This window comes from Nocardia sp. GCM10030253 (assembly GCF_042675075.1).
Lineage (GTDB): Bacteria > Actinomycetota > Actinomycetes > Mycobacteriales > Mycobacteriaceae > Nocardia.
This window is the reverse complement of sequence record NZ_JBHTDL010000005.1, coordinates 228,665-251,127: the sequence shown is the minus strand read 5'-3', so window position 1 is coordinate 251,127 and position 22,463 is coordinate 228,665. Positions and strand designations below refer to the sequence as shown.

20 protein-coding genes are annotated in these 22,463 nt (G+C 67.1%); 15 read left to right on the top strand and 5 right to left on the bottom strand.

The genetic code is table 11. The features are described from left to right. Positions 1-145 precede the first annotated feature (145 nt). Entirely contained in the window at positions 146-1,414 is a 1,269-nt protein-coding gene (gene purD / locus ACFQZZ_RS09490; protein WP_378678308.1) for a phosphoribosylamine--glycine ligase, read from the top strand. A gap of 6 nt (positions 1,415-1,420) precedes the next feature. Here the strand turns inward: purD and ACFQZZ_RS09485 are convergent, their stop codons facing one another. Next, on the bottom strand, positions 1,421-2,395 hold the full coding sequence (locus ACFQZZ_RS09485; RefSeq protein ID WP_378676984.1) for a M23 family metallopeptidase: 975 nt from the start codon (positions 2,393-2,395) through the stop codon (positions 1,421-1,423). Between the two features lie 53 nt (positions 2,396-2,448). Between ACFQZZ_RS09485 and ACFQZZ_RS09480 the strand changes: the two genes are divergently transcribed. The 7 genes from ACFQZZ_RS09480 (at position 2,449) to ACFQZZ_RS09450 (ending at position 9,798) form a co-directional block, all read left to right on the top strand. Then, positions 2,449-3,612 (top strand): pyridoxal phosphate-dependent aminotransferase, encoded by a 1,164-nt coding sequence (locus tag ACFQZZ_RS09480; protein ID WP_378676982.1) that lies wholly within the window; start codon positions 2,449-2,451, stop codon positions 3,610-3,612. A 128-nt stretch (positions 3,613-3,740) separates the two neighbouring features. Then, a complete protein-coding gene (locus ACFQZZ_RS09475) occupies positions 3,741-4,379 on the top strand; it encodes a TetR/AcrR family transcriptional regulator (RefSeq protein ID WP_378676979.1) in 639 nt (212 codons plus the stop codon). Between the two features lie 97 nt (positions 4,380-4,476). Beyond that, positions 4,477-5,898 (top strand): adenylosuccinate lyase, encoded by a 1,422-nt coding sequence (purB, locus tag ACFQZZ_RS09470; RefSeq protein ID WP_378676976.1) that lies wholly within the window; start codon positions 4,477-4,479, stop codon positions 5,896-5,898. Positions 5,899-6,020: 122 nt separating this feature from the next. Next, on the top strand, positions 6,021-6,458 hold the full coding sequence (locus ACFQZZ_RS09465) for an HIT family protein (protein ID WP_378676973.1): 438 nt from the start codon (positions 6,021-6,023) through the stop codon (positions 6,456-6,458). Positions 6,459-6,475: 17 nt separating this feature from the next. Next, on the top strand, positions 6,476-6,763 hold the full coding sequence (locus tag ACFQZZ_RS09460; RefSeq protein ID WP_378676970.1) for a hypothetical protein: 288 nt from the start codon (positions 6,476-6,478) through the stop codon (positions 6,761-6,763). A gap of 57 nt (positions 6,764-6,820) precedes the next feature. Beyond that, positions 6,821-9,007: a S9 family peptidase gene (locus tag ACFQZZ_RS09455; protein WP_378676967.1), complete on the top strand. Its 2,187-nt coding sequence runs from the start codon at positions 6,821-6,823 to the stop codon at positions 9,005-9,007. A gap of 89 nt (positions 9,008-9,096) precedes the next feature. Beyond that, on the top strand, positions 9,097-9,798 hold the full coding sequence (locus tag ACFQZZ_RS09450; protein ID WP_378676965.1) for a DUF2334 domain-containing protein: 702 nt from the start codon (positions 9,097-9,099) through the stop codon (positions 9,796-9,798). Positions 9,799-9,933: 135 nt separating this feature from the next. Here ACFQZZ_RS09450 and ACFQZZ_RS09445 read toward each other — a convergent pair whose 3' ends face one another. Next, on the bottom strand, positions 9,934-11,445 hold the full coding sequence (locus tag ACFQZZ_RS09445; protein WP_378678305.1) for a glutamate decarboxylase: 1,512 nt from the start codon (positions 11,443-11,445) through the stop codon (positions 9,934-9,936). Between the two features lie 466 nt (positions 11,446-11,911). On the opposite strand from ACFQZZ_RS09445, the gene ACFQZZ_RS09440 reads away from it, so the two are divergent. After that, positions 11,912-13,291, top strand: a complete 1,380-nt coding sequence (locus ACFQZZ_RS09440) for a dipeptidase (RefSeq protein ID WP_378676962.1) — start codon at positions 11,912-11,914, stop codon at positions 13,289-13,291. 3 nt (positions 13,292-13,294) lie between these two features. Here ACFQZZ_RS09440 and ACFQZZ_RS09435 read toward each other — a convergent pair whose 3' ends face one another. Then, the gene (locus ACFQZZ_RS09435; protein ID WP_378676959.1) at positions 13,295-13,939 is read right to left on the bottom strand and encodes an MBL fold metallo-hydrolase; all 645 of its coding nucleotides are present in this window, start codon (positions 13,937-13,939) and stop codon (positions 13,295-13,297) included. A 113-nt stretch (positions 13,940-14,052) separates the two neighbouring features. Between ACFQZZ_RS09435 and purS the strand changes: the two genes are divergently transcribed. Beyond that, positions 14,053-14,289, top strand: coding sequence for a phosphoribosylformylglycinamidine synthase subunit PurS (gene purS / locus ACFQZZ_RS09430; RefSeq protein WP_328408768.1), 237 nt, complete (start codon positions 14,053-14,055; stop codon positions 14,287-14,289). After that, positions 14,286-14,963 (top strand): phosphoribosylformylglycinamidine synthase subunit PurQ, encoded by a 678-nt coding sequence (purQ, locus tag ACFQZZ_RS09425; protein WP_378676955.1) that lies wholly within the window; start codon positions 14,286-14,288, stop codon positions 14,961-14,963. Before purS ends, purQ begins: the two co-directional genes overlap by 4 nt. Before the next feature lie 263 nt (positions 14,964-15,226). Here the strand turns inward: purQ and ACFQZZ_RS09420 are convergent, their stop codons facing one another. Continuing rightward, positions 15,227-16,303 (bottom strand): substrate-binding domain-containing protein, encoded by a 1,077-nt coding sequence (locus ACFQZZ_RS09420; RefSeq protein ID WP_378676952.1) that lies wholly within the window; start codon positions 16,301-16,303, stop codon positions 15,227-15,229. Between the two features lie 48 nt (positions 16,304-16,351). Between ACFQZZ_RS09420 and ACFQZZ_RS09415 the strand changes: the two genes are divergently transcribed. The 3 genes from ACFQZZ_RS09415 (at position 16,352) to ACFQZZ_RS09405 (ending at position 18,582) form a co-directional block, all read left to right on the top strand. Beyond that, positions 16,352-16,777, top strand: coding sequence for a MarR family winged helix-turn-helix transcriptional regulator (locus tag ACFQZZ_RS09415; RefSeq protein WP_378676950.1), 426 nt, complete (start codon positions 16,352-16,354; stop codon positions 16,775-16,777). Positions 16,778-16,996: 219 nt separating this feature from the next. Further along, complete coding sequence (locus ACFQZZ_RS09410) at positions 16,997-17,251, top strand: hypothetical protein (protein ID WP_378676947.1); 255 nt, start codon at positions 16,997-16,999, stop codon at positions 17,249-17,251. 32 nt (positions 17,252-17,283) lie between these two features. Continuing rightward, a complete protein-coding gene (locus ACFQZZ_RS09405) occupies positions 17,284-18,582 on the top strand; it encodes a M18 family aminopeptidase (RefSeq protein WP_378676944.1) in 1,299 nt (432 codons plus the stop codon). Here the strand turns inward: ACFQZZ_RS09405 and ACFQZZ_RS09400 are convergent. Further along, positions 18,531-19,838 (bottom strand): glycosyltransferase 87 family protein, encoded by a 1,308-nt coding sequence (locus ACFQZZ_RS09400; RefSeq protein WP_378676942.1) that lies wholly within the window; start codon positions 19,836-19,838, stop codon positions 18,531-18,533. The genes ACFQZZ_RS09405 and ACFQZZ_RS09400 overlap by 52 nt on opposite strands. 246 nt (positions 19,839-20,084) lie before the next feature. On the opposite strand from ACFQZZ_RS09400, the gene purL reads away from it, so the two are divergent. Continuing rightward, a complete protein-coding gene (gene purL / locus ACFQZZ_RS09395) occupies positions 20,085-22,379 on the top strand; it encodes a phosphoribosylformylglycinamidine synthase subunit PurL (protein WP_378676939.1) in 2,295 nt (764 codons plus the stop codon). The last annotated feature ends 84 nt before the right edge of the window (positions 22,380-22,463 follow it).

Sequence of the window (22,463 nt, the reverse complement as noted above, 5' to 3'; positions counted from 1 at the left end):
CTGGCCGCTGCGCCCGCACCGGTTCTCTCCCAAACCATCATCCCCGTCCGTTTCACCGGCGGCGGTGAAGGCGACAACTGATGTCGTATGTTCACTCCGCCGACTACCGGTCGAGCTGGAATCGGCACACTTTAAGCTGATGGCCGTGCGCGTACTCGTCATCGGTTCCGGAGCCCGTGAACATGCCCTCGTCCTGGCGCTGCGCCGGGACCCCGCGGTGAACGCGCTATACGCGGCACCGGGCAATGCCGGGATCGCCCAGCATGCCGAGATCCGCCCTGTCGATCCGTGCTCGGCCGAGGACGTCGTCACACTGGCCACCGAGCTGGCCGTGGATCTCGTGGTGATCGGCCCCGAAGTGCCGTTGGTGCTCGGAGTCGCGGACGCGGTGCGGGCGGCGGGCATCGCCTGCTTCGGTCCCTCCGCCGCGGCCGCGCGGATCGAGGGCTCCAAGGCCTTCGCCAAGGACGTTATGTCGGCGGCCGGGGTACGCACCGCGCACAGCGAGATCGTGGACACTCCGGCCGAGCTCGATGCCGCGCTCGACCGCTTCGGCCCCACCTGGGTGGTGAAGGACGACGGTCTGGCCGCGGGCAAGGGCGTCGTGGTGACAGCCGACCGGCACGCGGCCCGCGACCACGGCGCCGAACTGCTCGAGAACGGCCACCCGGTGCTGCTGGAATCTTTCCTCGACGGGCCGGAGGTTTCGCTGTTCTGCCTGGTCGACGGGGAGACAGTGGTACCGCTGCTGCCCGCGCAGGACCACAAGCGGGTCGGCGACGGCGACACCGGACCGAATACCGGCGGCATGGGCGCTTACACGCCGCTGCCGTGGCTGCCGGAGGAGACGGTCACCGCGATCGTCGAGGACGTGGTCAAGCCGGTCGCCGCCGAACTGGTGCGGCGCGGCAGCGCTTTCTCCGGCCTGCTCTACGCGGGTCTGGCGATCGGCACCGCAGGCCCGGCCGTGGTGGAGTTCAACTGCCGCTTCGGTGACCCCGAGACGCAGGCGGTGCTCGCGCTGCTGGAAAGCCCGCTCGCCGAGCTGCTGAACGCCACCGCCACCGGCACCCTGGCCCAGGTCGACGCACCGCGCTGGCGTGACGGTTCCGCCATCACCGTGGTGATCGCCGCCGAAAACTACCCGGGCCGGCCGCGCATCGGGGACGTCATCACCGGCGCGGGTGACGGTGACCGAGGCGACTCCGCCGTGCTACATGCCGGAACCGCGCAGCGCGAGGACGGCGCACTGGTCTCCGCGGGCGGTCGCGTCCTCAGCGTTGTCGGCATCGGCGCCGACCTGTCCGAAGCCCGCACACACGCCTACGAACGCATCGCCTCGATCAAACTTCCCGGCAGCCACTACCGCACCGACATCGGCCTTGCCGCTGTCGAGGACCGAATCACGGTCTGACGCGCGTCAGCCGAAGGTGAGGCCGTGGATCGCCAGCCATTGCTGGGGGTCGACGTGCCTGCCGTCGAGGATGACCTCGAAGTGCAGGTGCGGACCGCTGGAGTCGCCGCGGTTGCCCATGCGGGCGATCTGCATGCCCGCCGGGACGCGCTCGCCGACGGACACGAAGAAGTCGTACATGTGTCCGTAGACCGTGATGGTGCCGTCGTCGTGGCGGATGCGCACCCATAGTCCGAATCCCTGGGCCGGGCCCGCGTCGATGACGGTGCCGTTGGCGACGGCGTAGATCGGCGTGCCGATCGGGCCCGCGATATCGATGCCGTTGTGGAAAGTGCCCCAGCGGGAACCGAATGCGGAGGTGAAGATGCCGCGGGTCGGCAGCGTGAAGCCGGTGATGCCGGGCAGGGCCGAGCCGGGTGACACCGGCGCGCTGCCGGTCATCCACGGCTGCCGTTCCCCTGCTACCGCGGCGGCGGCCTCGGCCTTGGCGCGTTCCAGGGTGCTGCGCGCGGCGGCCGCGACCACCGCCTGCTCACGGAGCAACTCGCCGTTGGCGATCGCGTTGAGGTACCTGCGCACCGACGGTGGGGTCGACTGCATCTGCAGCGGGTAGGGGAAGGCGACGCGTTGCGCTTCGCCGGTCCCGGGAACGCGGTCGGTGACACCCCAGGTGAACGACGAATCGGCGGCCGCGAACATCGCCGTCACGCAGAGTCCGGCGATCAGGATCCGATGTTTGCGCAAGAGCGCGCGATAGTCGGGCTCGAGCCGCTGCTGCCAGAGCTTGCGTAGGTCGGGCCGCGGTCGCTGGCGCAGATCGTGCAGTTCGCGTTCGGCTCGTCGGCGCAGGACGCCCAGGTCCGCCATGAGGTCGCGCTTGGGTCGTTGCGGCAGCTTGGCACGCCAATCCGGCGGAATGACCCCGATGCCACCCACTCCACGTACGCGTTCCAGCCCAGCGCGGCGAGCTTTATCAAGCATTAACCCGACCATAGCCCCGACCGGACGGAAGAGTGTGCTCTACCGTCTGTCGGGTGTCCAGAGAATCTCGCCGGTCGACCATTCCACCTTTTTACGTGATGGATGTCTGGAAAGCTGCCGCGGAGCGGGCCAGATCGCACGGTGACGTGCTGGTGCTCGCGGCCGGGCAACCTTCGACGCCAGCACCCGCCCCGGTGCTGCGTGCGACGAAGGAAGCAATCGATTCCGAATTGCTGGGCTACACAGAGACTTTCGGCATTCTCCCGTTGCGGGAGGCGATCGCCGAGCATCACCGCGATACCTACGGATACCAGGTCGACGCCGACGACGTGGTGGTGACGACCGGATCCTCGGGCGCTTTCACCCTCATCTTCCTCGCCGCCTTCGATGCCGGCGACACGGTCGTGGTGGCCCGTCCCGGCTATCCGGCCTACCGAAACACCTTGGGCGCGCTCGGTTGCCGCGTTGTCGAGCTCGATTGCCGCGCGGAGACCCGGTTCCAGCCGACCGTGGCCATGCTGGAGGCGCTGCCGGAGCCGCCCGCGGGTCTGGTGGTGGCCAGCCCGGCCAATCCGACCGGCACCATGATCGATCCCGCCGAACTCGCCGCCCTGGCTCGCTGGTGCGACGCACACGGGACGCTGCTGATCTCCGACGAGATCTACCACGGCATCACCTACGCGGGTGATACCGCGGACACTTCGTCGGCATGGGAGACCTCCCGCGAATCGGTGGTGATCGGCTCGGTGTCGAAGTACTTCTCGATGACCGGCTGGCGCCTGGGCTGGATGCTCGCGCCGAGTGGGTTGCGACCCGCGCTGCAGCGGCTTGCCTCGAACATGACTGTGTGCCCGCCCGCTATTTCGCAGTACGCGGCGCTGCACGCGTTCGGAGCCGAGGCGAAGGCCGAGCTCGACGGGCATGTCCGGCGCTATGCGGTGAACCGGCGGCTGCTGCTCGACGGGCTTGCCGAACTCGGCATCACCGACCTGGCGCCGGCCGACGGCGCCTTCTACGCGTATGCCGACATCGGCCACCTCACCGACGACGCCAGGAAGTGGTGCGCGGACGTGCTCGACCACACCGGTGTCGCGCTCGCGCCCGGCATCGACTTCGACACCGCCGCCGGACATCGGACAGTGCGCTTCTCGTTTGCGGGAGCCACCGCGGACATCGAGGCGGCACTGGTTCGGCTCGGTCACTATCTGCGTGCCTGATCCTCGTGTCCGGCAACGAGTTTGCACAGTTCGTCACCCCGAAGGCCCAGATGCGGTAAAACAACGATGGCTGGGTTTCCTCTCTGATTTCGCACGGATGAACTGATGACGACTGGCACGATGGCACGGTGATAACCGCGACGACCCCGAAAGGCGAACGGCGTCGCCAGGCTCTGGTAGCGGCCGCCGCCGAGTTGTTACTCGAAGGCGGATTCGATGCGGTGCGGCATCGCTCTGTTGCGACGCGTGCCGACCTTCCGTTGGCGTCGACCACGTACTACTTCGAGTCACTCGATGACCTGATCGCGCGGGCGGTCGAATTCAGTGGCAACGCGGAGCTGGACGCGATGCGGCATCGGGTCGGCGACGTCAGTCATCGGCGCCGTGGCGCCGAGGCGACGGTCGACCTGGTGCTCGATTTGCTGGTGGGGACCGACGGGAACGACGAAGACGCGCGTGGGCAGCTGATCGCGCGATACGAGCGTTCGGTGGCATCGGCGCGGCATCCGGAGTTGCGGGATGTGCAGCTACGACTACGAGCGCAGCTCGACGAGTTGCTCGCCGACGTGCTGCGCCGGTCGGATCGGATGGTGCGGCCGGAGCAATTGCGCAGGCTGGTGGCCGTCGTCGACGGCGCCGTCGTGGCGGCACTGAGCGAATTGGACCCGGAGCCAAGGCGAATGGCGCGCGGCGCACTGCTCGAAGTGATCGATATCGTCGCGCCCGCGACGCCCCAGCAGATGGATCGGTTTCGGGCACTAGACTGACTGCCGTGAGTGAGCGCAGCGAACGAACCATGAGCACAGCGCTCTGGCTTACGGCGGAGCCGAGCGTCAGCGAGGCGCAGTTCAGCGAGGCGCAGTCGTGAGCCTCGTCCCGAACGTTTTAGCCACCCGATACGCCAGCCCGCAACTGGTGCATCTCTGGTCGCCCGAGAACAAGATCGTGCTCGAGCGGCGGCTGTGGCTGGAGGTGTTGCGTGCCCAGTCGGAGCTCGGTATCGAGCTCCCGCCGGGCGTGATCGCCGATTACGAGCGGGTGATCGACCAGGTCGACCTCGCCGCCATCGCCGAGCGAGAGCGGGTCACCCGCCACGACGTGAAGGCTCGCATCGAGGAATTCAACGCGCTGGCCGGTCATGAGCACGTGCACAAGGGCATGACCAGCCGCGATCTCACCGAAAACGTGGAGCAGCTGCAGATCCGGCTCTCGCTGGAGCACGTGCACGCGCACGGTGTCGCCATCGCGGCCAGGCTGACCGAGCGCGCGGCCGAGCATCAGGCGCTGGTGATGGCGGGTCGGTCGCACAATGTCGCGGCGCAGGCCACCACGCTCGGCAAGCGGTTCGCCTCCGCTGCCGATGAGTTGCTGATCGCGCTGACCAGGTTGCGTGAACTCATCGACCGGTATCCGCTGCGCGGCATCAAGGGCCCGATGGGCACCGCCCAGGACATGCTCGATCTGCTCGGCGGCGATCCGGCCAAGCTGGCGACCTTGGAGCAGCAGGTCGCCGGGCATCTCGGCTTCGCGACCGTGCTGACCAGCGTCGGCCAGGTGTATCCGCGTTCGCTCGACCACGATGTGCTTTCGGCGCTGGTGCAGGTCGGCGCGGGCCCGTCGTCGTTCGCGCACACCATCCGTCTGATGGCAGGCCACGAGCTGGTCACCGAGGGCTTCCAGCCCGGCCAGGTGGGCAGCTCGGCGATGCCACACAAGATGAACACCCGCTCCTGCGAGCGCGTCAACGGCCTGCAGGTGGTGCTGCGCGGCTACGCCTCGATGGCCGCGGAATTGGCGGGCGCGCAGTGGAACGAGGGCGACGTCTTCTGCTCGGTGGTTCGTCGCGTCGCACTGCCGGACGCCTTCTTCGCCATCGACGGCATGATGGAAACCTTCCTCACCGTGCTGGCCGAATTCGGCGCCTACCCGGCCGTCATCGCCCGCGAGCTCGACCGTTACCTGCCCTTCCTCGCCACCACGCGGATGCTGATCGCCGCGGTCCGCGCGGGCGTCGGCCGCGAAACCGCGCACGAGGTGATCAAGGAACACGCCGTCGCCGTCGCCCTCGCGATGCGCGAACAGGGTCGCGAACCCGACCTCCTCGACCGCCTGGCGGCCGACGCCCGCTTCCCTCTCGACCGCCCCGCGCTCGACGCCGCCCTCGCCGACAAGTCGGCCTTCATCGGCGCCGCGGAAGCCCAGGTCGCCGACGTGGTTGCCCAGGTGCAGAAGCTCGTCGACACCTACCCCGAAGCGGCCCGCTACACGCCGTCGCCGATCCTCTAGCCGACGCGGACCCCGCCGATCACGCTGGTCGGCGGGGTTGATGGCGGTGGCCGCGCCTGTGCTCGGGCCATGCGCGGGATTGTTCGAGGACACCGACCGGCCGCGCCCCGTTAGGGTGCCGTGTGGACCCTTACACGATCTTTGCCGACATCATTGCCGGGCGGGCGGGCGCCAGCACGGTGTACGAGGACGATGATGTGCTGGCGTTTATGGATATTCGGCCGATGACGCCAGGGCATCTGCTGGTGGTGCCGAAGGTGGCCGCGCGCAGTCTCGCGGAGCTGGATCCGGTGATCGGTGGGAAGTTGTTCCAGGTGGGGCAGCAGTTGGCGGCGGCGCTGCGCACGTCGGAAGTGGACTGCGACGGGGTGAACTTCTTTCTGGCCGACGGCGTGACCGCGGGGCAGGAGGTATTCCATGTGCATTTGCACGTGATCCCGCGCACACCCGGTGACGGCTTCGGTCTGCGCGGACGCCCGACCAGCCCGAAGCGCGCCGATCTCGACTATCTGGCCGGGTCGATTCGCGGTGCGCTCGCGCGGAGTGCGCAACGTTCCTGAGCGGTGACCCGTTCAGGATGTGGGGCGCTCCCGGCAGCCCCGCCTGGGCCGAGCACGGTCCGGCACTGCTGGCCGACCGCCTGCGCGGCAAGACGATCTATCTCTCCACCGGTACTGGGATCCCGGGCCCACGCGAGGCCGAGATCAAGCCCCAGCTCGCCGAGAACATCTTCCTCGGCGGCCCTATTCCGGTGCAGGTGAGCGGCGCCGCCGCGACGGTCGCGAGCCGGACGGCAATGGTGCGGGGCGTGGTCGCGAGCTTACTGGGAGTCGAGGTGTCGGTGCCCGGCAAAACAGACCGCTGATGGCGGAGTTGCCCCGCCAACACGCCGTCGCAGGGGTGCGCCGCTACGGTGGAGCTCATGGCTCTCGACACAGGTACCGGAACGATCCCTAACCCCGACGGCGGGTCTGCGGTGGTGACGGCGCCGATCGCGAAGACGGTGCCGACCGAGCGGGTACATCATGGCGACACTTTCGTCGATGAGTACGAGTGGCTGCGGGACAAGGAAAACCCCGAGGTCATCGAGTACTTGACGGCGGAGAACGCCTATACCGAGGCGCGGACCGCGCATCTGCGGCCACTGCGGGAGAAGATCTTCGACGAGATCAAGGCACGCACCCAGGAGACCGATCTTTCGGTGCCGACCCGGATGGGCGAGTACTGGTACTACTCGCGCAGCTTCGAGGGCAAGCAGTACGGCGTGCACTGCCGCTGTCCCATCGATGCGGACGCCGATGGGATCGATGCCTGGACCCCGCCGCAGCTGGAGGTGGGCAGCGAGATCGCGGGTGAGCAGATTTTGCTCGACAGCAACGAGCAGGCCGAGGGCCACGATTTCTTCGCGCTTGGCGCCTTCTCGCTGAGCCACGACGGCAATCTGCTCGCCTACTCGGTGGACACCGTCGGCGACGAGCGGTACGTGCTGCGGTTCAAGGATCTGGGCACCGGCGAGTTGCTCGCCGACGAGATCGCGGGGACCGCACCGGGCGCAACCTGGTCGCTCGACGGTTCGCACATCTTCTATCAGACGGTGGACGAATCCTGGCGGCCCGACACCGTGTGGCGGCACCGCCTCGGCACCGCCCCCGACACCGACGTGCAGGTGTTCCACGAGCCCGACGAGCGCTACTGGGTGAGCATCGGTGCGACCCGCTCGGAGAAGTACCTGATGATCTGGGTCGGTTCCAAGATCACCACCGAGGGCTGGGTGCTCGAATCCGATAATCCCGAAGGCGAATTCCGCGTCATCCTGCCGCGCCGCGAGGGCGTCGAGTATTCCGCGGAACACGCGGTGGTCGGTGGCGAGGACCGGTTCCTGATCCTGCACAACGACGTCGTCGACGGGGTGAAGGCGGAGAACTTCGTGCTCGCCGACGCCCCGGCCGCGGACCCGTCGAATATGACCATCCTGATCGGGCACCGTGACGACGTGCGGATCGAGGACATCGACTGCTTCGCCGATCACCTGGTGCTCAGCTACCGGCGTGAGGCACTGACCAGGGTCGCCGTCTGGCCGCTGACCGAATCCGGCTACGGCGAGCGCCGCGAGCTCGAATTCGATCTGGAGCTCTTCGCCGTCGGATCGGGCGCCAATCCCGAGTGGGAGCAGCCGACGCTGCGGATCGGGCTCACCTCGTTCATCACACCGCTGCAGGTGTTCGACTATGTGCCTGCCACCGGCGAGTTGCTGCTGCGCAAGGAGCAGCCGGTGCTCGGCGGGTACGACCCGAACGACTATGAGCAGCATCGTGATTGGGCGATCGCCGCGGACGGCACCCGGATCCCGATCTCGTTGGTGTGGAAGAAGGGTGTCGACACCTCGACGCCGAAGCCGTTGCTGCTCTACGGTTACGGCTCCTACGAGGCCAGCATCGACCCCTCCTTCTCGGTCTCCCGCCTGTCGATGCTCGACCGCGGCATGATGTTCGCGGTCGCCCACGTGCGCGGCGGCGGTGAGATGGGCCGGCTTTGGTACGAGAACGGCAAAACGCTCGCCAAGAAGAACACCTTCACCGATTTCGTCTCCTGTGCAAAGCATCTCATCGACACCGGCGTCACCTCGGCCGACGTCATGGTCGCCGACGGCGGCAGTGCGGGCGGCCTGCTGATGGGCGCGGTAGCGAACCTGGCGCCCGAGCTGTTCGCGGGCATCCTGGCGAACGTCCCGTTCGTCGATCCGCTCACCTCGATCCTCGACCCGTCGCTGCCACTCACCGTGATCGAATGGGACGAGTGGGGTAATCCGTTGGCGGACAAGGACGTGTACGACTACATGAAGTCCTACGCGCCGTACGAGAATGTCGCGGCCGCCGACTACCCGGCCATCCTGGCCGTCACCAGCCTCAACGACACCCGCGTCCTGTATGTGGAACCGGCCAAGTGGGTCGCCAAGCTGCGGGCAACCAAGACCGGCGACGCGCCGCTGCTGCTCAAGACCGAGATGAGTGCGGGCCACGGCGGCGTCAGCGGCCGCTACGAGAAGTGGAAGGAAGTCGCGTTCGAATACGCCTGGATGCTCGACATCGTCGGGCTGGCCGACGCGTAGCCGAAACGAGGTCACTTGGTGACGGGGAGTTCGTCGCCAGGTCATCCGGCCTGCACGCCGAGTACATCTGCCCAGGGCATCGTGAGTACATGAACGCTCAGCTGATCGTGTCCGTGTCAGGGATTCGGGACACCACTCGAGATGCCGCGATCGAATTCGGCGCGGAGATGGATCGGCGCGGTGTGCAAATGTCGCTGCTTGTCGCGCCCCGGCTGAAGGGCCGGTATCGGCTGGTCGACGACCCGGCGACGCAGGCTTGGTTGCGCGGCCGCCGCGCGCGAGGTGACGCTATCGTGCTGCACGGCTACGACCAGGCGGCGACCAAACGCCGCAGGGCGGAATTCGCGACTTTGCCCAGGCACGAGGCACGGTTGCGCCTCACCGCGGCGGACCGGGTGATGGAGCAGGTGGAGCTGCGCACCCGGCTCTTCGCCGCCCCGCGCTGGGACGCGTCGGCGGGCGCCATCGAGGCGCTGCCGGAGGTCGGTTTCCGGCTCGCGCTCGGTCTCACCTCGATCCTCGATCTGGAACGCAATGTGGTGCAGAAAGCCCGCGTGTACGGCATCGGCGAGGGCTTCCGCGCCGAACCGTGGTGGTGCCGCGCGCTGGTGATGGGCGCCGCCCGCACCGCTCGCCGTGGTGGCGTGCTGCGCCTGGCCATCTCCGCCGCACAGCTCGGCCGTTCCGGTCCGCGCCAGGCCATTCTCGACGCGGTCGATCTCGCGCTGTTCCACGGCGCGGTCAGCGACGTCTATCGCTGGGAATCGTTCACTGCCGCACGGGCGGCGTGATCGGAGCACGTCGCGAGTGGCAGACGCTGTCGCGAGTGGCGTGGCCGTGTGAGTGGTGTGGTCGGCACCACCGCGCGAGGCGCCGCCGCCCGTAATGGCGTGATCGGGCGGCGGCACCGAGCTATTCGAGAATTGTCACGACTTCTTCTTGCCGTGTTTCGCCTTCTTGCTCGGCACCGTGGGCATCGGCTTCTTGCTCGGCACGGCCGCCGTCGCGTTGTGGGTGAAACCGCCTGCCTCCGCCCTGGTGAGCGACGTTGTCAGCGGATGTTTCATCAGCTGGTCCATGCCGCGAATGATGTCGGAGAGCAGCATCTCGGCCATGTCGATGCTGAACCCGTGCCGCACCAGCGCGCGCATGACGGTTTCGTTCTCGCGGTCGGCGGGCAGCGGGTAGGCGGCGATCAGCCAGCCGCGAGTGCGCAGCCGATCCGACAGCTCGTAGAGATTGAAGCCCTGGTCCGCTTCGTCCTTCAGTCGCCACGTCACCGCCGCGATGCCGAGCTGTGGGTCGCCCGCGTGGATGATTTCGAACGGTCCGAGCGCTTTGAGGCCTGCCGCCAAATGCTTTGCCACGTGGTAGATCTGGGACTGCACCCTGGAATAGCCGGTGCGGCCGAGCCGGATGAACTCGTAGTACTGGGTGATCACCTGTCCGCCGGGGCGGGAGAAGTTGAGGTTGAAGGTGGCCATGCTGCCGCCGAGATAGTCCACGTTGAAGATCAGCTCCGGCGGCAGGTCCGCGGCCTCGCGCCAGACCGCCCAGCCGGTGCCGAGCGGTGCGAGGCCGGTTTTGTGGCCGGAGGCATTGATCGATTTCACTCGGGGCAGCCGGAAGTCCCAGATCAGATCCGGTGCGGTGAATGGCGCGAGGAAGCCGCCACTGGCGGCGTCCACATGAATGGGAATGTTCAGGCCGCTGACCCGCTGCAACTGGTCGAGGGCCTTGGCGATCCCTTCGACATCCTCGTACAGACCGGTGAAGGTCTGGCCGAAAGTCGCCACCACCATGATGGTGTTCTCGTCGCAGTGCGCGGCCACATCGTCGGGGTGCATGGTCAGCCGGTCCCCACGCAGCGGGACCTGCCGGATTTCGACGTCGAAGTAGCGGGCGAACTTTTCCCAGCACACCTGCACCGGGCCGCAGACGAAGTTGGGAGTGCCGCCGCTAGCGACTGCTTGCAGGTCGCTCGAAACAACGCCGCTAGCGACTGCTTGCAGGTCGCTCGAAACAACACCGCCGCGCTGGCGCCAGCGGAATTTGGCGGCCAGGCCGCCGAGCATCGCGGCCTCGCTGGAACCGGTGGTCGAGGTGCCGAGCGTGCGCGCCGGATCGGGGGAGTGCCACAGATCGGCGACCATCCGCACGCAGCGGCGCTCCAATTCGGCGGTCTGTGGATACTCGTCCTTGTCGACGATGTTCTTGTCCAGGGATTCGACCATCAACCTGCGGGCCTGGTCGTCCATCCAGGTGGTGCAGAAGGTCGCCAGATTCATCCTGGAGACGCCGTCGAGCATCAGCTCGTCGTGCACGATTTCATAGGCGACCTGGGGGAACATCTCCCGCGTCGGGAACCCGGTTTTCGGCGCTGTCCGGCTCAGGCCGGGCAGCGCGAACAGGTCGTCGGGCTCAGGGATGTCTTGCATCGTAATGGCCTCCCGGATATCGGCTCGCTTGATGTTTGCCGTGCGATGGATGCCAGTATTCATGATTCGAAACTGTTTGCCGTACCTGCATATTCATCGAAGAAATGTGAATGCTGGCCATTTACTATGCGCACCATGAACTAACAGCATGTCATAGCGCAACTGATGTCTGGTGCAGGATCGAGCATCGTTCGGGGCGGGTCGCCGACTACCTTCCGATTGCGACCGGCTTCGTGCTGTCCGACGTGCGACACAGACCGCTCGGTCTGGTGGATTCGTCGTCCGTGCCGACCGGTTCGTGCCAGAGTGAAGATAGCGGCGCGCTAGCGGCGGCTTCTGGAGTGTGCTGATCGGATCGAACCGAACGCGTGCAAGAGGGAGCGGCGATGACGGCGACGGCGAAGAAGCCGGCAGCTCCGGCGCCACGGCCACGAAGTTCGACAACACAACCAAGTGAGGCGCTGGCATGATTTCCGATGAACCCGGTACCGCCGCTGGCGATGACGCCGAGCTGCGCAAGCGGGTCGCGGCCCTGATGCCGCGGGCGAAAACCGATCTCACCCAGTTGGTTTCGTTCAAGTCGGTGGCCGATGCCAGGCAGTTCCCACCAGAGGAATGTCACCGGACCGCGCAGTGGGTGGCGGATGCGTTCGCCGCCGTCGGGCTGACCAAAGTCGGTCTGCACGAAACCCCTGACGGCAGTATGGCGGTCATCGCTTCGCGTCCCGCGCCGGAGGGCGCACCAACGGTATTGCTGTACTGCCACTACGACGTTCAGCCGCCGTTGGACGACGCCGCCTGGCGCACCCCGGTCTGGGAGCTGACCGAGAAAGACGGGCGCTGGTACGGGCGCGGCAGCGCAGACTGCAAGGGCAATATCGTCATGCACCTCACCGCGCTGCGGGCACTCGGTTCCGATGTACCGCTCGGAATCACGCTGGTGGCAGAGGGTTCCGAGGAGCAGGGCACCGGCGGGCTCGAGCGGTTCGTCGAGGCCAACCCGGAGCTGTTGCGCGCCGACGCGATCCTGATCGGCGACTGTGGGAATTTCGCCGTCGGCGTGCCGACCTTCACCGAAACGCTGCGCGGCAATGTGAATGTCGTCGTCACCATCGAAACCCTCGCGGGCCCTGTGCATTCCGGAATGTTCGGCGGCCCGGCCCCCGATGCGCTCGCCGCGCTGATCCACCTGCTCGCCTCATTGCGCGACGAGCACGGCAACACCACCGTGTCCGGTCTGCCGAGCGACCAGCGGTGGCCCGGCGTGCAGTATCCGGAGCAGCAGTTCTGCGCCGATGCGGGCGTGCTCGGCGGCGTAGAACTGATCGGAGACGGCACCGTCGCCGACATGCTCTGGGCGCGACCGGCTTTGACGGTGCTCGGCATCGACGCGCCACCCGTGGTCGGTTCCTCGGCTTCCATCCAGCCCGCCGCGCGGGCCAGGCTCAATCTGCGTATCCCGCCGGGCACCGATCCGGATCAGGCATTGACGGCGCTCACCGCCCATCTGCGGGCGAACACGCCGTGGCAGGCGAAGCTGACCGTGGAAACCGAAGCCACCGGCGCACCTTTCAAATCCGGCGGTGGCGGCGCGGCCCGGGTCGCGATGGAGGCGGCGCTCGCCGCCTCCTACGGTCGGTCGGCGACCACTCAGGGGCAGGGCGGCTCGATCCCGCTGTGCAATGTCTTCGCCGACACCTACCCGGACGCGGAGATCATGCTGCTCGGCGTCGAGGAACCGAAATGCCTGATCCATGCCCCTAATGAGAGCGTGGACCCCAGCGAGATCGAGCACATGGCGTTGGCCGAAGCGTTGTTCCTGACCAGCTACGCACGGCAGGCATAGGGCCTACAGCTCAGCGGCGTCCTCGGGCTGGATCACCTTGAATTCGGTTTCGGCAGGACCCATTTCGGCAAATCGGCCGAAGAAGATGCCCTGTGCCTCCGGCACGATGATGCCGTAGTGGATGGGGAAGGCGGTGCGCGGATTGACCGCGCGCAGGTAGTCGACGGCCTCGCTGATCCGCATCCAGGGCGCTACGGCGGGCAGGGCGAGCACACCGACCGGCACCGGCGGCACCCACAGCGAGTCGCCGGGATGGACGAGCTGCGCGGGGTCGTCGGGGGTGCCGAGCTGGAACACGGTGTTGTCGATCACCGGGATCTCCGGGTGGATCACCGCGTGCCTGCCGCCGCCACCGGTGATCTGTAGGTCACCGAGTGCGAGCACGTTGCCCGCGTGCACGGCTTCCCACGGTTCGCCGCGGTGCTTCGCGGTCTGCGGATCGGCCAGCAGCCGAGCGCCGGGATTGGCCGCGATCAGGGCATCGATCCGGAGCGGATCGATGTGATCGGGGTGTTGATGCGTAATTGCGATGGCATCGAGTCCGGTGATGCCCTCGAAGCCGTGGGAGAAGGTGCCGGGATCGAACAGCACCTTCTTGCCGTGCAGTTCGACGAGGATGCAGGAATGGCCGAAGTGGGCTATACGCATGTGGCCATGTTATTGGCACCCTGCCTATTTTGAGCCGACCCCGCACACGGCCCGGACAGCTCGGACAACTACGCTGCTCAGATAACACCCCAATACCACCTGAGGAGCAACGCGTGGCACGAGTCGTGGTCGAGGTGATGCCGAAGGCCGAGATCCTGGATCCGCAGGGGCAGGCAATCGTCGGCGCGCTCCCGCGTCTGGGATTCGCTGGAGTCTCGGATGTGCGGCAGGGCAAGCGATTCGAACTCGACATCGACGACAGTGTCAGCGATGCGGAGCTCGAACAGATCGCTGAGGCGCTGCTCGCCAACACTGTGATCGAGGAATGGAAGGTCGTTCGCGTCTCATGACTGCGCGCATCGGGGTCATCACTTTTCCCGGCACGCTCGACGATGTCGACGCGGCGCGCGCGGTGCGTCTGGCAGGCGCCGAGGCGGTAAGCCTGTGGCACGCCGACGCCGATCTGAAGAAGGTCGACGCGGTCGTCGTGCCTGGCGGCTTCTCCTACGGCGACTACCTGCGGGCTGGTGCCATCGCCCGGTTCGCGCCGGTGATGGGTGCGGTCATTCGCGCCGCGGGCCAGGGCCTGCCGGTGCTCGGCATCTGCAACGGCTTCCAGGTGCTGTGCGAGGCCGGGCTGCTGCCCGGTGCGCTGACCCGCAACGAAGGCCTGCACTTCATCTGCCGCGACGAATGGCTGCGGGTGGAATCGGCGGATACCGTGTGGACCTCGCGTTACGAGGCAGGCGCGCAAATCCTTGTCCCGCTGAAGTCCGGTGAGGGTCGGTTCCAGGCATCCACCGCCGTGCTCGACGAGCTCGAAGGCGAGGGCCGTGTCGTGTTCCGCTACGCGGGCGCCAACCCGAACGGCTCGCAGCGCGGCATCGCGGGCATCGCCTCGGCCAACGGCCGCGTCGTCGGTCTGATGCCACACCCTGAGCACGCCACCGAACCACTGACCGGCCCCAGCGACGACGGCCTCGGCCTGTTCTTGTCGGTCCTGGACACCCTGGTCGCTGTCTGACCAACTTGCAGAAGCTCTCTGTCTAACCAGCTAGCAGAAGCGCATCACCAAGGTCGCGAGCGTCGCGACTGACGCACCCCCTCGCCACGACACCGTCTTCCGAGCGAAGCGAGATCGAGCACTAGAGTTCGCGGCCCGGCTCGCGTCCGAGTCGTCGAAGCGCATGCGCCGAAGGCGCGAGTCTCGACGGCTCGGACGCGAGCCTGAGGGGGCCGCGAACACGCGGCGCCGCAGGCGCCGCCAAAAAACACAGGGCAGCCAATTCAAGTAATGCGGTCGATGATGTCGAAGTCGACTCCTGCGGCGCGGGCGATATAACCGTGCTGGATTGCCTGGTTCCCAAGGAAACCTCTTGTGCCGCCCGGGGTTTCGAGTAGCACGCCGTTTTCGAGCGCGGCGTGGATGTCGGGCACGTCGAACGAGCCCACAGTCGATGCGAGCGCGCTCAGGGTGTGGATGGCCTCGTAGCTGGCGTTGCTGAAGCTGGTCAGTGCGGGGGCGAAGCTGCCGTGCAGTTTGCGGTAGCGGGCCATCCGGTCGCGACCGTCGGGGGTGCGCTCGTCCACGAAGAAGCTGGAAACCACATAGAAGTTGTGGTTGGCGTTCGGGCCGGCGGCAAGCAGCACATTCTCGTCGGCGGCCGGACTGATCCGCAGCTGAGCGGTGGCCCGCCCGGTCGCGGCGAATTGCCGATTGAATCGCGCCACGTCCGCACCGACCATCAGGATGAGGATGGCGTCGGCCCGGTCCAGTGCTGGCTCGGACAGGAACTTGCCGAAGTCCGGCAAACCGAGCGGCACGAATCGTTCCAGCACGATCGAGTTCGGATCGGGCAGGCTGTCGCGCACCGCCTTGGCTGATTCTCGCGGCCAGATGTAGTCGTTGCCGATGATCGCCCAGCGGCGCACGCCGTACTCACGCTCGAGCCAGTGCACCGCGGGCAGGGTCTGGCCCGCCGGGTGTTCGCCGAGCATGAGCACGCCGGGTAGTTCGTCGGTCAGGCCCTCGTGCCCGGTGGCGAAGAGATAGGGCACCCGACTCGCGTTGGCGCGGGCAACGGCGAGTCGTACCGCCGAGGTGTGCCAGCCGGTGATCGCGTCCACCATTCCGGTAGCGAGCAGCGCGGCGACCTCGTCGGCGACCTCGTCGGGCGCGCGTCCGCCATCGATATTCGTGGTACGAATTTCACGTCCGAGAATTCCTGTGCCGCCGTTGATTTCGTCGACCGCAAGCGAAATTGCGGCGTCGCACGAGGCTGCCACGATACCGCCGGGACCCTGCATCGGAACGATGTTCAGGATCTCGATGGTCCCGTCTTGGCTCTCGCCGAACGCTGGCATTCGGTACTCTGCTTCTCGTTCGCGCGAATTCAGGGCAGGCAGGAAATAATGACGACCATTGTAGGCGGATATTCCACGCTGCATGGTGCGCTGCGTGCCGCGGAACGCCGTTGGCTGAGTCACCTCGATGACGCACTGTGCGCCAGGCAACTGTCCGCCGATCAGTGGTCGATGCTGTCGAATCTGTCCAATGAGACGGGTATCACAATGAGTGAATTGGCGGCCAGGTCTCAGCTGGCGCCGTCGTCGGCGACCAGGCACGCGGACTTTCTCGCGGAGCGCGGCCTGATCTTTCGCGTCGCCGCCGAGGATGATCGGCGCCGGATTCTGATCGGGCTCAGCAGGCTCGGAGTCGAGCTGGTGGAGTCGGTGCGGGCCGAGGAGGCGCATGCGGAGCAGCAGCTGCGCGCGCGGATGGGTGCGCGCCGCTATGCCGAGCTGATGCGCCTGCTCGAGCTCGTTTCCGCGACCTGACTTTCGGCGATCGGGTTTTCGGTAACAGAGCGTTTCGGCGAATTGATGCAAATGTAAATCATCGGATGTAACCGCTGGCGACTACTTGTGGGTCGCTCGAAACAAATCGTCCGATGAATGTCTCGAAAGTCCGGTTCACCAGCAACGGGCTGAGCGAAATGTCGTTCCTTCGCTTATGTTTCCAAACGGAATTAGTTGGGTCGATCGTCGGGAGCGAAGATGGGCTACGAAGCGGTCGTGTCGCCGAACGAAGTGCGTACCGCCCGCTATCGGTCCGGGCGGTGCCCGAGACGCGGTATTTCGACCGCGACCACTTCGGGCCGTACAGCCTGCTGCACCGCGGCACGACCACACGCGCACGCCCACGCGGATTGCCCGCTCGACTTCTTCCGGACCTGGATCGACGATCCGGTCAAGACGCAGGAACAGGTCCAGCAAATCGTCGATCAGGCGGGCGAACCGTCGGCGCGGTGAGCCCGCGGGTAATAGCTGCCTAGGATCGCAGGATGCCCGTTTCCAGTACCGCAGCCACGGCCGCCGGGTTGTGTGCGTTCATCGACGAGTCGCCCTCGCCGTTCCATGTGTGCCGTACGGCCGCCCGCGAATTGGAGGCCAACGGGTTCACCCGGCTTTCGGAATCGGCCCCGTGGCCCTCGGACGGACCGAGTCGCCACTACGTGGTTCGCGGTGGTTCGCTGGTTGCCTGGGCGACCGCGGATTCCTCCGGTGGCACGCCCTTCCGGGTCGTCGGCGCGCACACAGACAGCCCGAATCTGCGGGTGAAGCAGCATCCGGATCTGGCCGTCGCGGGCTGGCAGCTGGTCGGGCTAGAGCCCTACGGTGGCGCCCTGCTGAATTCGTGGCTCGATCGGGAGCTCGGCATTTCGGGTCGGCTGAGCGTGCGGGACGGAGACGCGATGCGCGACCTGCTGGTTCGCATCGATGAGCCGATCCTGCGGGTGCCCCAGCTCGCGATCCACCTGTCCGAGGACCGGCGCGGGGTCACGCTGGATCCGCAGCGTCACGTCAACGCGGTCTGGGGTGTCGGCGGCGAACCGCGCTCGTTCCTCGCTTTCGTCGCCGAGCACGCCGAGGTCGACCCGTTCGAGATTCTCGGCTGGGAACTGATGACCCACGACCTGACGCCGAGCAGGCTGGTCGGGCGCGACCTCGATCTGGTCAGCGCGCCACGTCTGGACAACCAGGGCACCTGCTACGCGGGGCTGCGCGCGTTCCTCGCGGCGGTCGCCGAGCCGGGGTCCGCCATTCCGGTGCTGGCGATGTTCGATCACGAGGAGGTCGGCAGTCAGTCCGATCGGGGCGCGCAGTCGGATCTGCTGCCGACCGTGCTGGAGCGCATCGTGCTCTCCCGTGGCGGTGGCCGCGCCGAATATCTGGAAGCGCTGGCCGGATCCGTCTGTGCCTCTGGCGATATGGCGCACGCGACGCACCCCAACTATCCGGACCGGCACGAGCCCGCGCACCGGATCGAGGTGAACGGTGGCCCGGTGCTCAAGGTCAACCAGAACCTGCGCTACGCCACCGACGCGGCGGGCGCGGGCGCGTTCGCACTGGCCTGCGCTCAGGCGCAGGTGCCGTTGCAGCGCTACGTGCATCGCGCCGATCTGCCGTGCGGCTCGACCATCGGCCCGATGACCGCCGCGCGCACCGGGATGTCCACCGTCGATGTCGGCGCGGCACAGCTGGCCATGCATTCGGCCCGCGAAATGATGGGCGCCGACGATGTCGCTGCCTACGCCGCGGCGCTGGCAGCCTTCCTCACGCCCGCCACGGCAGGACGGTAATTGACAACGGCGACAACGAATATCGCGAGGGTGACGAACACATAGGCGCTGCCGATGAGCTGCTGCCACCACGCCCAGCCGAGCTCGAGATCGTGCTGGTGCGGCAGCAGCCACTGCGGGCCGATCGCCAACATCACGGTGCATGCGGCGACGGCGCCGATGAACCACCGATTGCGCCTGCCGCGTTCGATGGCGTCGGCGGCGACCACAAGGACGGGCGCGATCCAGACCCAGTGATGAGACCAGGAGACCGGGGAGACCAGCAGTACCGCGGCCGCGTTGACCATGAGCGCGGCCACGTTCGCACCTGCCTCGATGAGCCTGCGCATCCAGATCGCGGCAAGACCGATCGCAACCAGCGACAGCGTGATCCAGATCAGGGTGGCCAGCGAATCGGAGACGCCGAGCCGGAATGCCATGCCCTTGAGTGACTGATTGCCCGCGAAGTACGGCGGCCCGATCCGTCCGGTGTCGGCCAGCGTGTGGAACCAGTACTCGACCGAATCGCCGGGGAACAGCAGGAATCCGAGCCCGACGGCCGCGGCCGCGGACACCACCAGGGTGCCCGCCGCTTTCCAGTCCTTGCGCAGCAGGAAATACAGCAGGTAGCCGGCCGGTATCAGCTTCACCGATACCGTGATGCCGATCAGCATGCCGCGCGGCCAGAACGGTTTGCGCACCAGGCAATCCATCGTGATCGCCGCCATCAGCACCAGGTTGATCTGCCCGAAGCCGAAGGTCTGGCGCAGCGGTTCCAGCAGCTGCAGCAGTGCGACAGCGGTGATCACCAGCGGTAGGACGACCATCCGGTCCAGCTCTGGGCGCAGCCGCGCGAGCACGAGCCACAGCGTGATGCCCAGGCTCAGCACCGATGTGGCCACCACGAGCACTTCGGCGAGTAGCAGCGGCATCAGCGCCAGCGGCGCGAAGAACAGCGCGGCAAGTGGCGGATAGGTGAACGGCAGCCCGATTCCCATCACCGGCGGCATCGGGCCGTACAGCTCGCCGCCGTCCAGCCAGACCCGGGCGCCGTTGCGGTAGACCTGCAGATCGATGTAGCCGCTCCACCAGTGCACGAGCAGCGAGACGACGGCCGAGACGACGAACAACGCGATGGCGCCGATCAGCCAGCGCACCTGCCGGTTCGACAACGGGGGTCGCGACGACACCGAGCCGGTCGCGGCGGATTCCGAGCGCACATGCTCCGAGGCGGCGGGCTGCTCAGCCGGATCCGCAACCCCCGATCGATCGTTCACCGCCAAAGCCTAGCGGTTGCTACGTCGGCCGATGTGTGCCGACCCAAGCCATTGGGCGGGGTTTACACCATGCCATGCGTCACATTCCCCGCAATGGAATTCGGCGCCGAGCCCCTGGGTATCGGTGCGCGAAACCGGCTAACCGGGCGAGGGGCCGATGCGCCCCGATGTCCATCCGGAGCCACAGCTAAACTTCGGGACGAATCCCCAGCTTCGCGCTCCGGCCCGAAAGGACCCTGGTACTCCGTGACTCCGCAGGTCGACACCGTCAGCGCAGCCGCAGCAACTCCGGATATCTCGCAGCCCTATAAAGAACTGGGTCTGAAAGACGACGAGTATGCGCGGATCAAGGAGATCCTCGGTCGCAGGCCGACCGACGCCGAACTGGCGATGTACTCGGTGATGTGGAGCGAGCACTGCTCCTACAAGTCATCGAAGGTGCATCTGCGCTACTTCGGCGAGACCACCACCGACGAGATGCGGGCCTCCATGCTCGCAGGCATCGGTGAGAACGCGGGCGTCGTCGACGTCGGCGACGGCTGGGCGGTCACCTTCAAGGTGGAAAGCCACAACCACCCCTCCTATGTCGAGCCGTACCAGGGCGCGGCCACTGGCGTCGGCGGCATCGTGCGCGACATCATGGCCATGGGCGCACGGCCCATCGCGGTGATGGACCAGCTGCGCTTCGGCGCGGCCGACGCGCCCGACACTCGCCGGGTTGTCGACGGTGTGGTGCGCGGCGTCGGCGGCTACGGCAACTCCCTCGGTCTGCCCAATATCGGCGGCGAGACCGTGTTCGATGCCTCCTACCAGGGCAATCCGCTGGTCAACGCGCTGTGCGCGGGTGTGATGCGGGTCGAGGATCTGCATCTGGCCTTCGCTTCAGGCACCGGCAACAAGATCATCCTGTTCGGTGCGCGCACCGGGCTCGACGGCATCGGCGGCGTCTCGGTGCTCGCCTCGGACACCTTCTCCGGCGACGAGTCCGGCACCGGCCGCAAGAAGCTGCCGAGCGTCCAGGTCGGCGACCCGTTCACCGAGAAGGTGCTCATCGAGTGCTGTCTCGAGCTGTACGCCGCCAAACTGGTGGTCGGTATCCAGGACCTCGGCGGCGCCGGGTTGTCTTGCGCCACTTCCGAACTGGCCGCGGCGGGCGACGGCGGCATGCACATCGACCTGACCAAGGTGCCGTTGCGCGCCAAGGGCATGACCCCGGCCGAGGTGCTTTCCAGCGAATCGCAGGAGCGCATGTGCGCGGTCGTGACGCCGGAGAATGTCGACGCGTTCATGGCCGTCTGCCACAAGTGGGACGTGCTTGCCACGGTGATCGGTGAGGTCACCGACGGCGACCGCCTCGTCATCAGCTGGCACGGCGAGACCGTTGTCGATGTGCCGCCGCGCACGGTCGCCCACCAGGGCCCGGTGTACGAGCGCCCGGTGCTGCGCCCCGATGATCAGGATGCGCTCATCGCCGACAACACCGACACGCTGACCCGGCCGAAGACCCCGGACGAGCTGCGCGAAACGCTGCTGCGGATGATTTCCAGCCCGCAGCTGTGCAGCCGCAAGTGGATCACCGAGCAGTACGACCGCTACGTGCGCGGCAACACTGTGCTCGCCGAGCACGCCGACGCGGGCGTCATCCGCATCGACGAGCAGACCGGCCGCGGTATCGCGCTGGCCACCGACGCGTCGGGCCGCTACACCAAGCTCGACCCCTACACCGGCGCGCAGCTGGCACTGGCCGAGGCCTACCGCAACGTGGCGACCACCGGCGCGACGCCGAAGGCCGTCACCAACTGCCTCAACTTCGGTTCCCCCGAGGATCCCGGCGTGATGTGGCAGTTCCAGCAGGCCGTGCGCGGTCTCGCGGACGGTTGTGTCGCCCTTGGTATTCCGGTGACCGGCGGCAACGTCAGCTTCTACAACCAGACCGGACAGGACGCCATCCTGCCGACCCCGGTGGTCGGCGTGCTCGGCGTCATCGACGACGTGCACCGGCGCATCCCGACCGGTCTCGGCCTGGAGCCGGGCGAGACGCTGATCCTGCTCGGCGACACCCATGACGAGTTCGGCGGCTCCATCTGGTCCCAGGTCGCCCACGACCACCTCGGCGGTGTGCCGCCCAAGGTCGACTTCGCCCGTGAGCAGCTGCTCGCCGAGGTGCTGACCTCGGGTTCGCGCGACGGCATGATCAGCGCCGCGCACGACCTCTCCGAGGGCGGTCTGATCCAGGCCGTCGTCGAGGCCGCGCTGGCCGGCGAAACCGGGTGCCGCATCCTGCTTCCCGAGGGCGCGGACCCGTTCGTGACACTGTTCTCCGAGTCGGCGGGCCGTGTCCTCGTCGCGGTGCCGCGTTCCGAGGAGACCCGCTTCACCAAGATGTGCACCGCGCGCGAGCTGCCGTGGGTGCGCATCGGCGTTGTCGACCAGGGCGCCGATTCCGTCGAGGTCCAGGGCCAGTTCACCATCCCCATGGACGAGTTGCGCGCCGCGCACGAGGGCACGCTGCCGAAGCTGTTCGGGGCCGGCGTTATTTGACCGGGGCTGGGGCTCGAGAAGTCTCAGGGTCGTTTCGAGCGACCGGTAAGCAGTCGCCAGCGGCAGGTCTAGGCGACGGCGCAG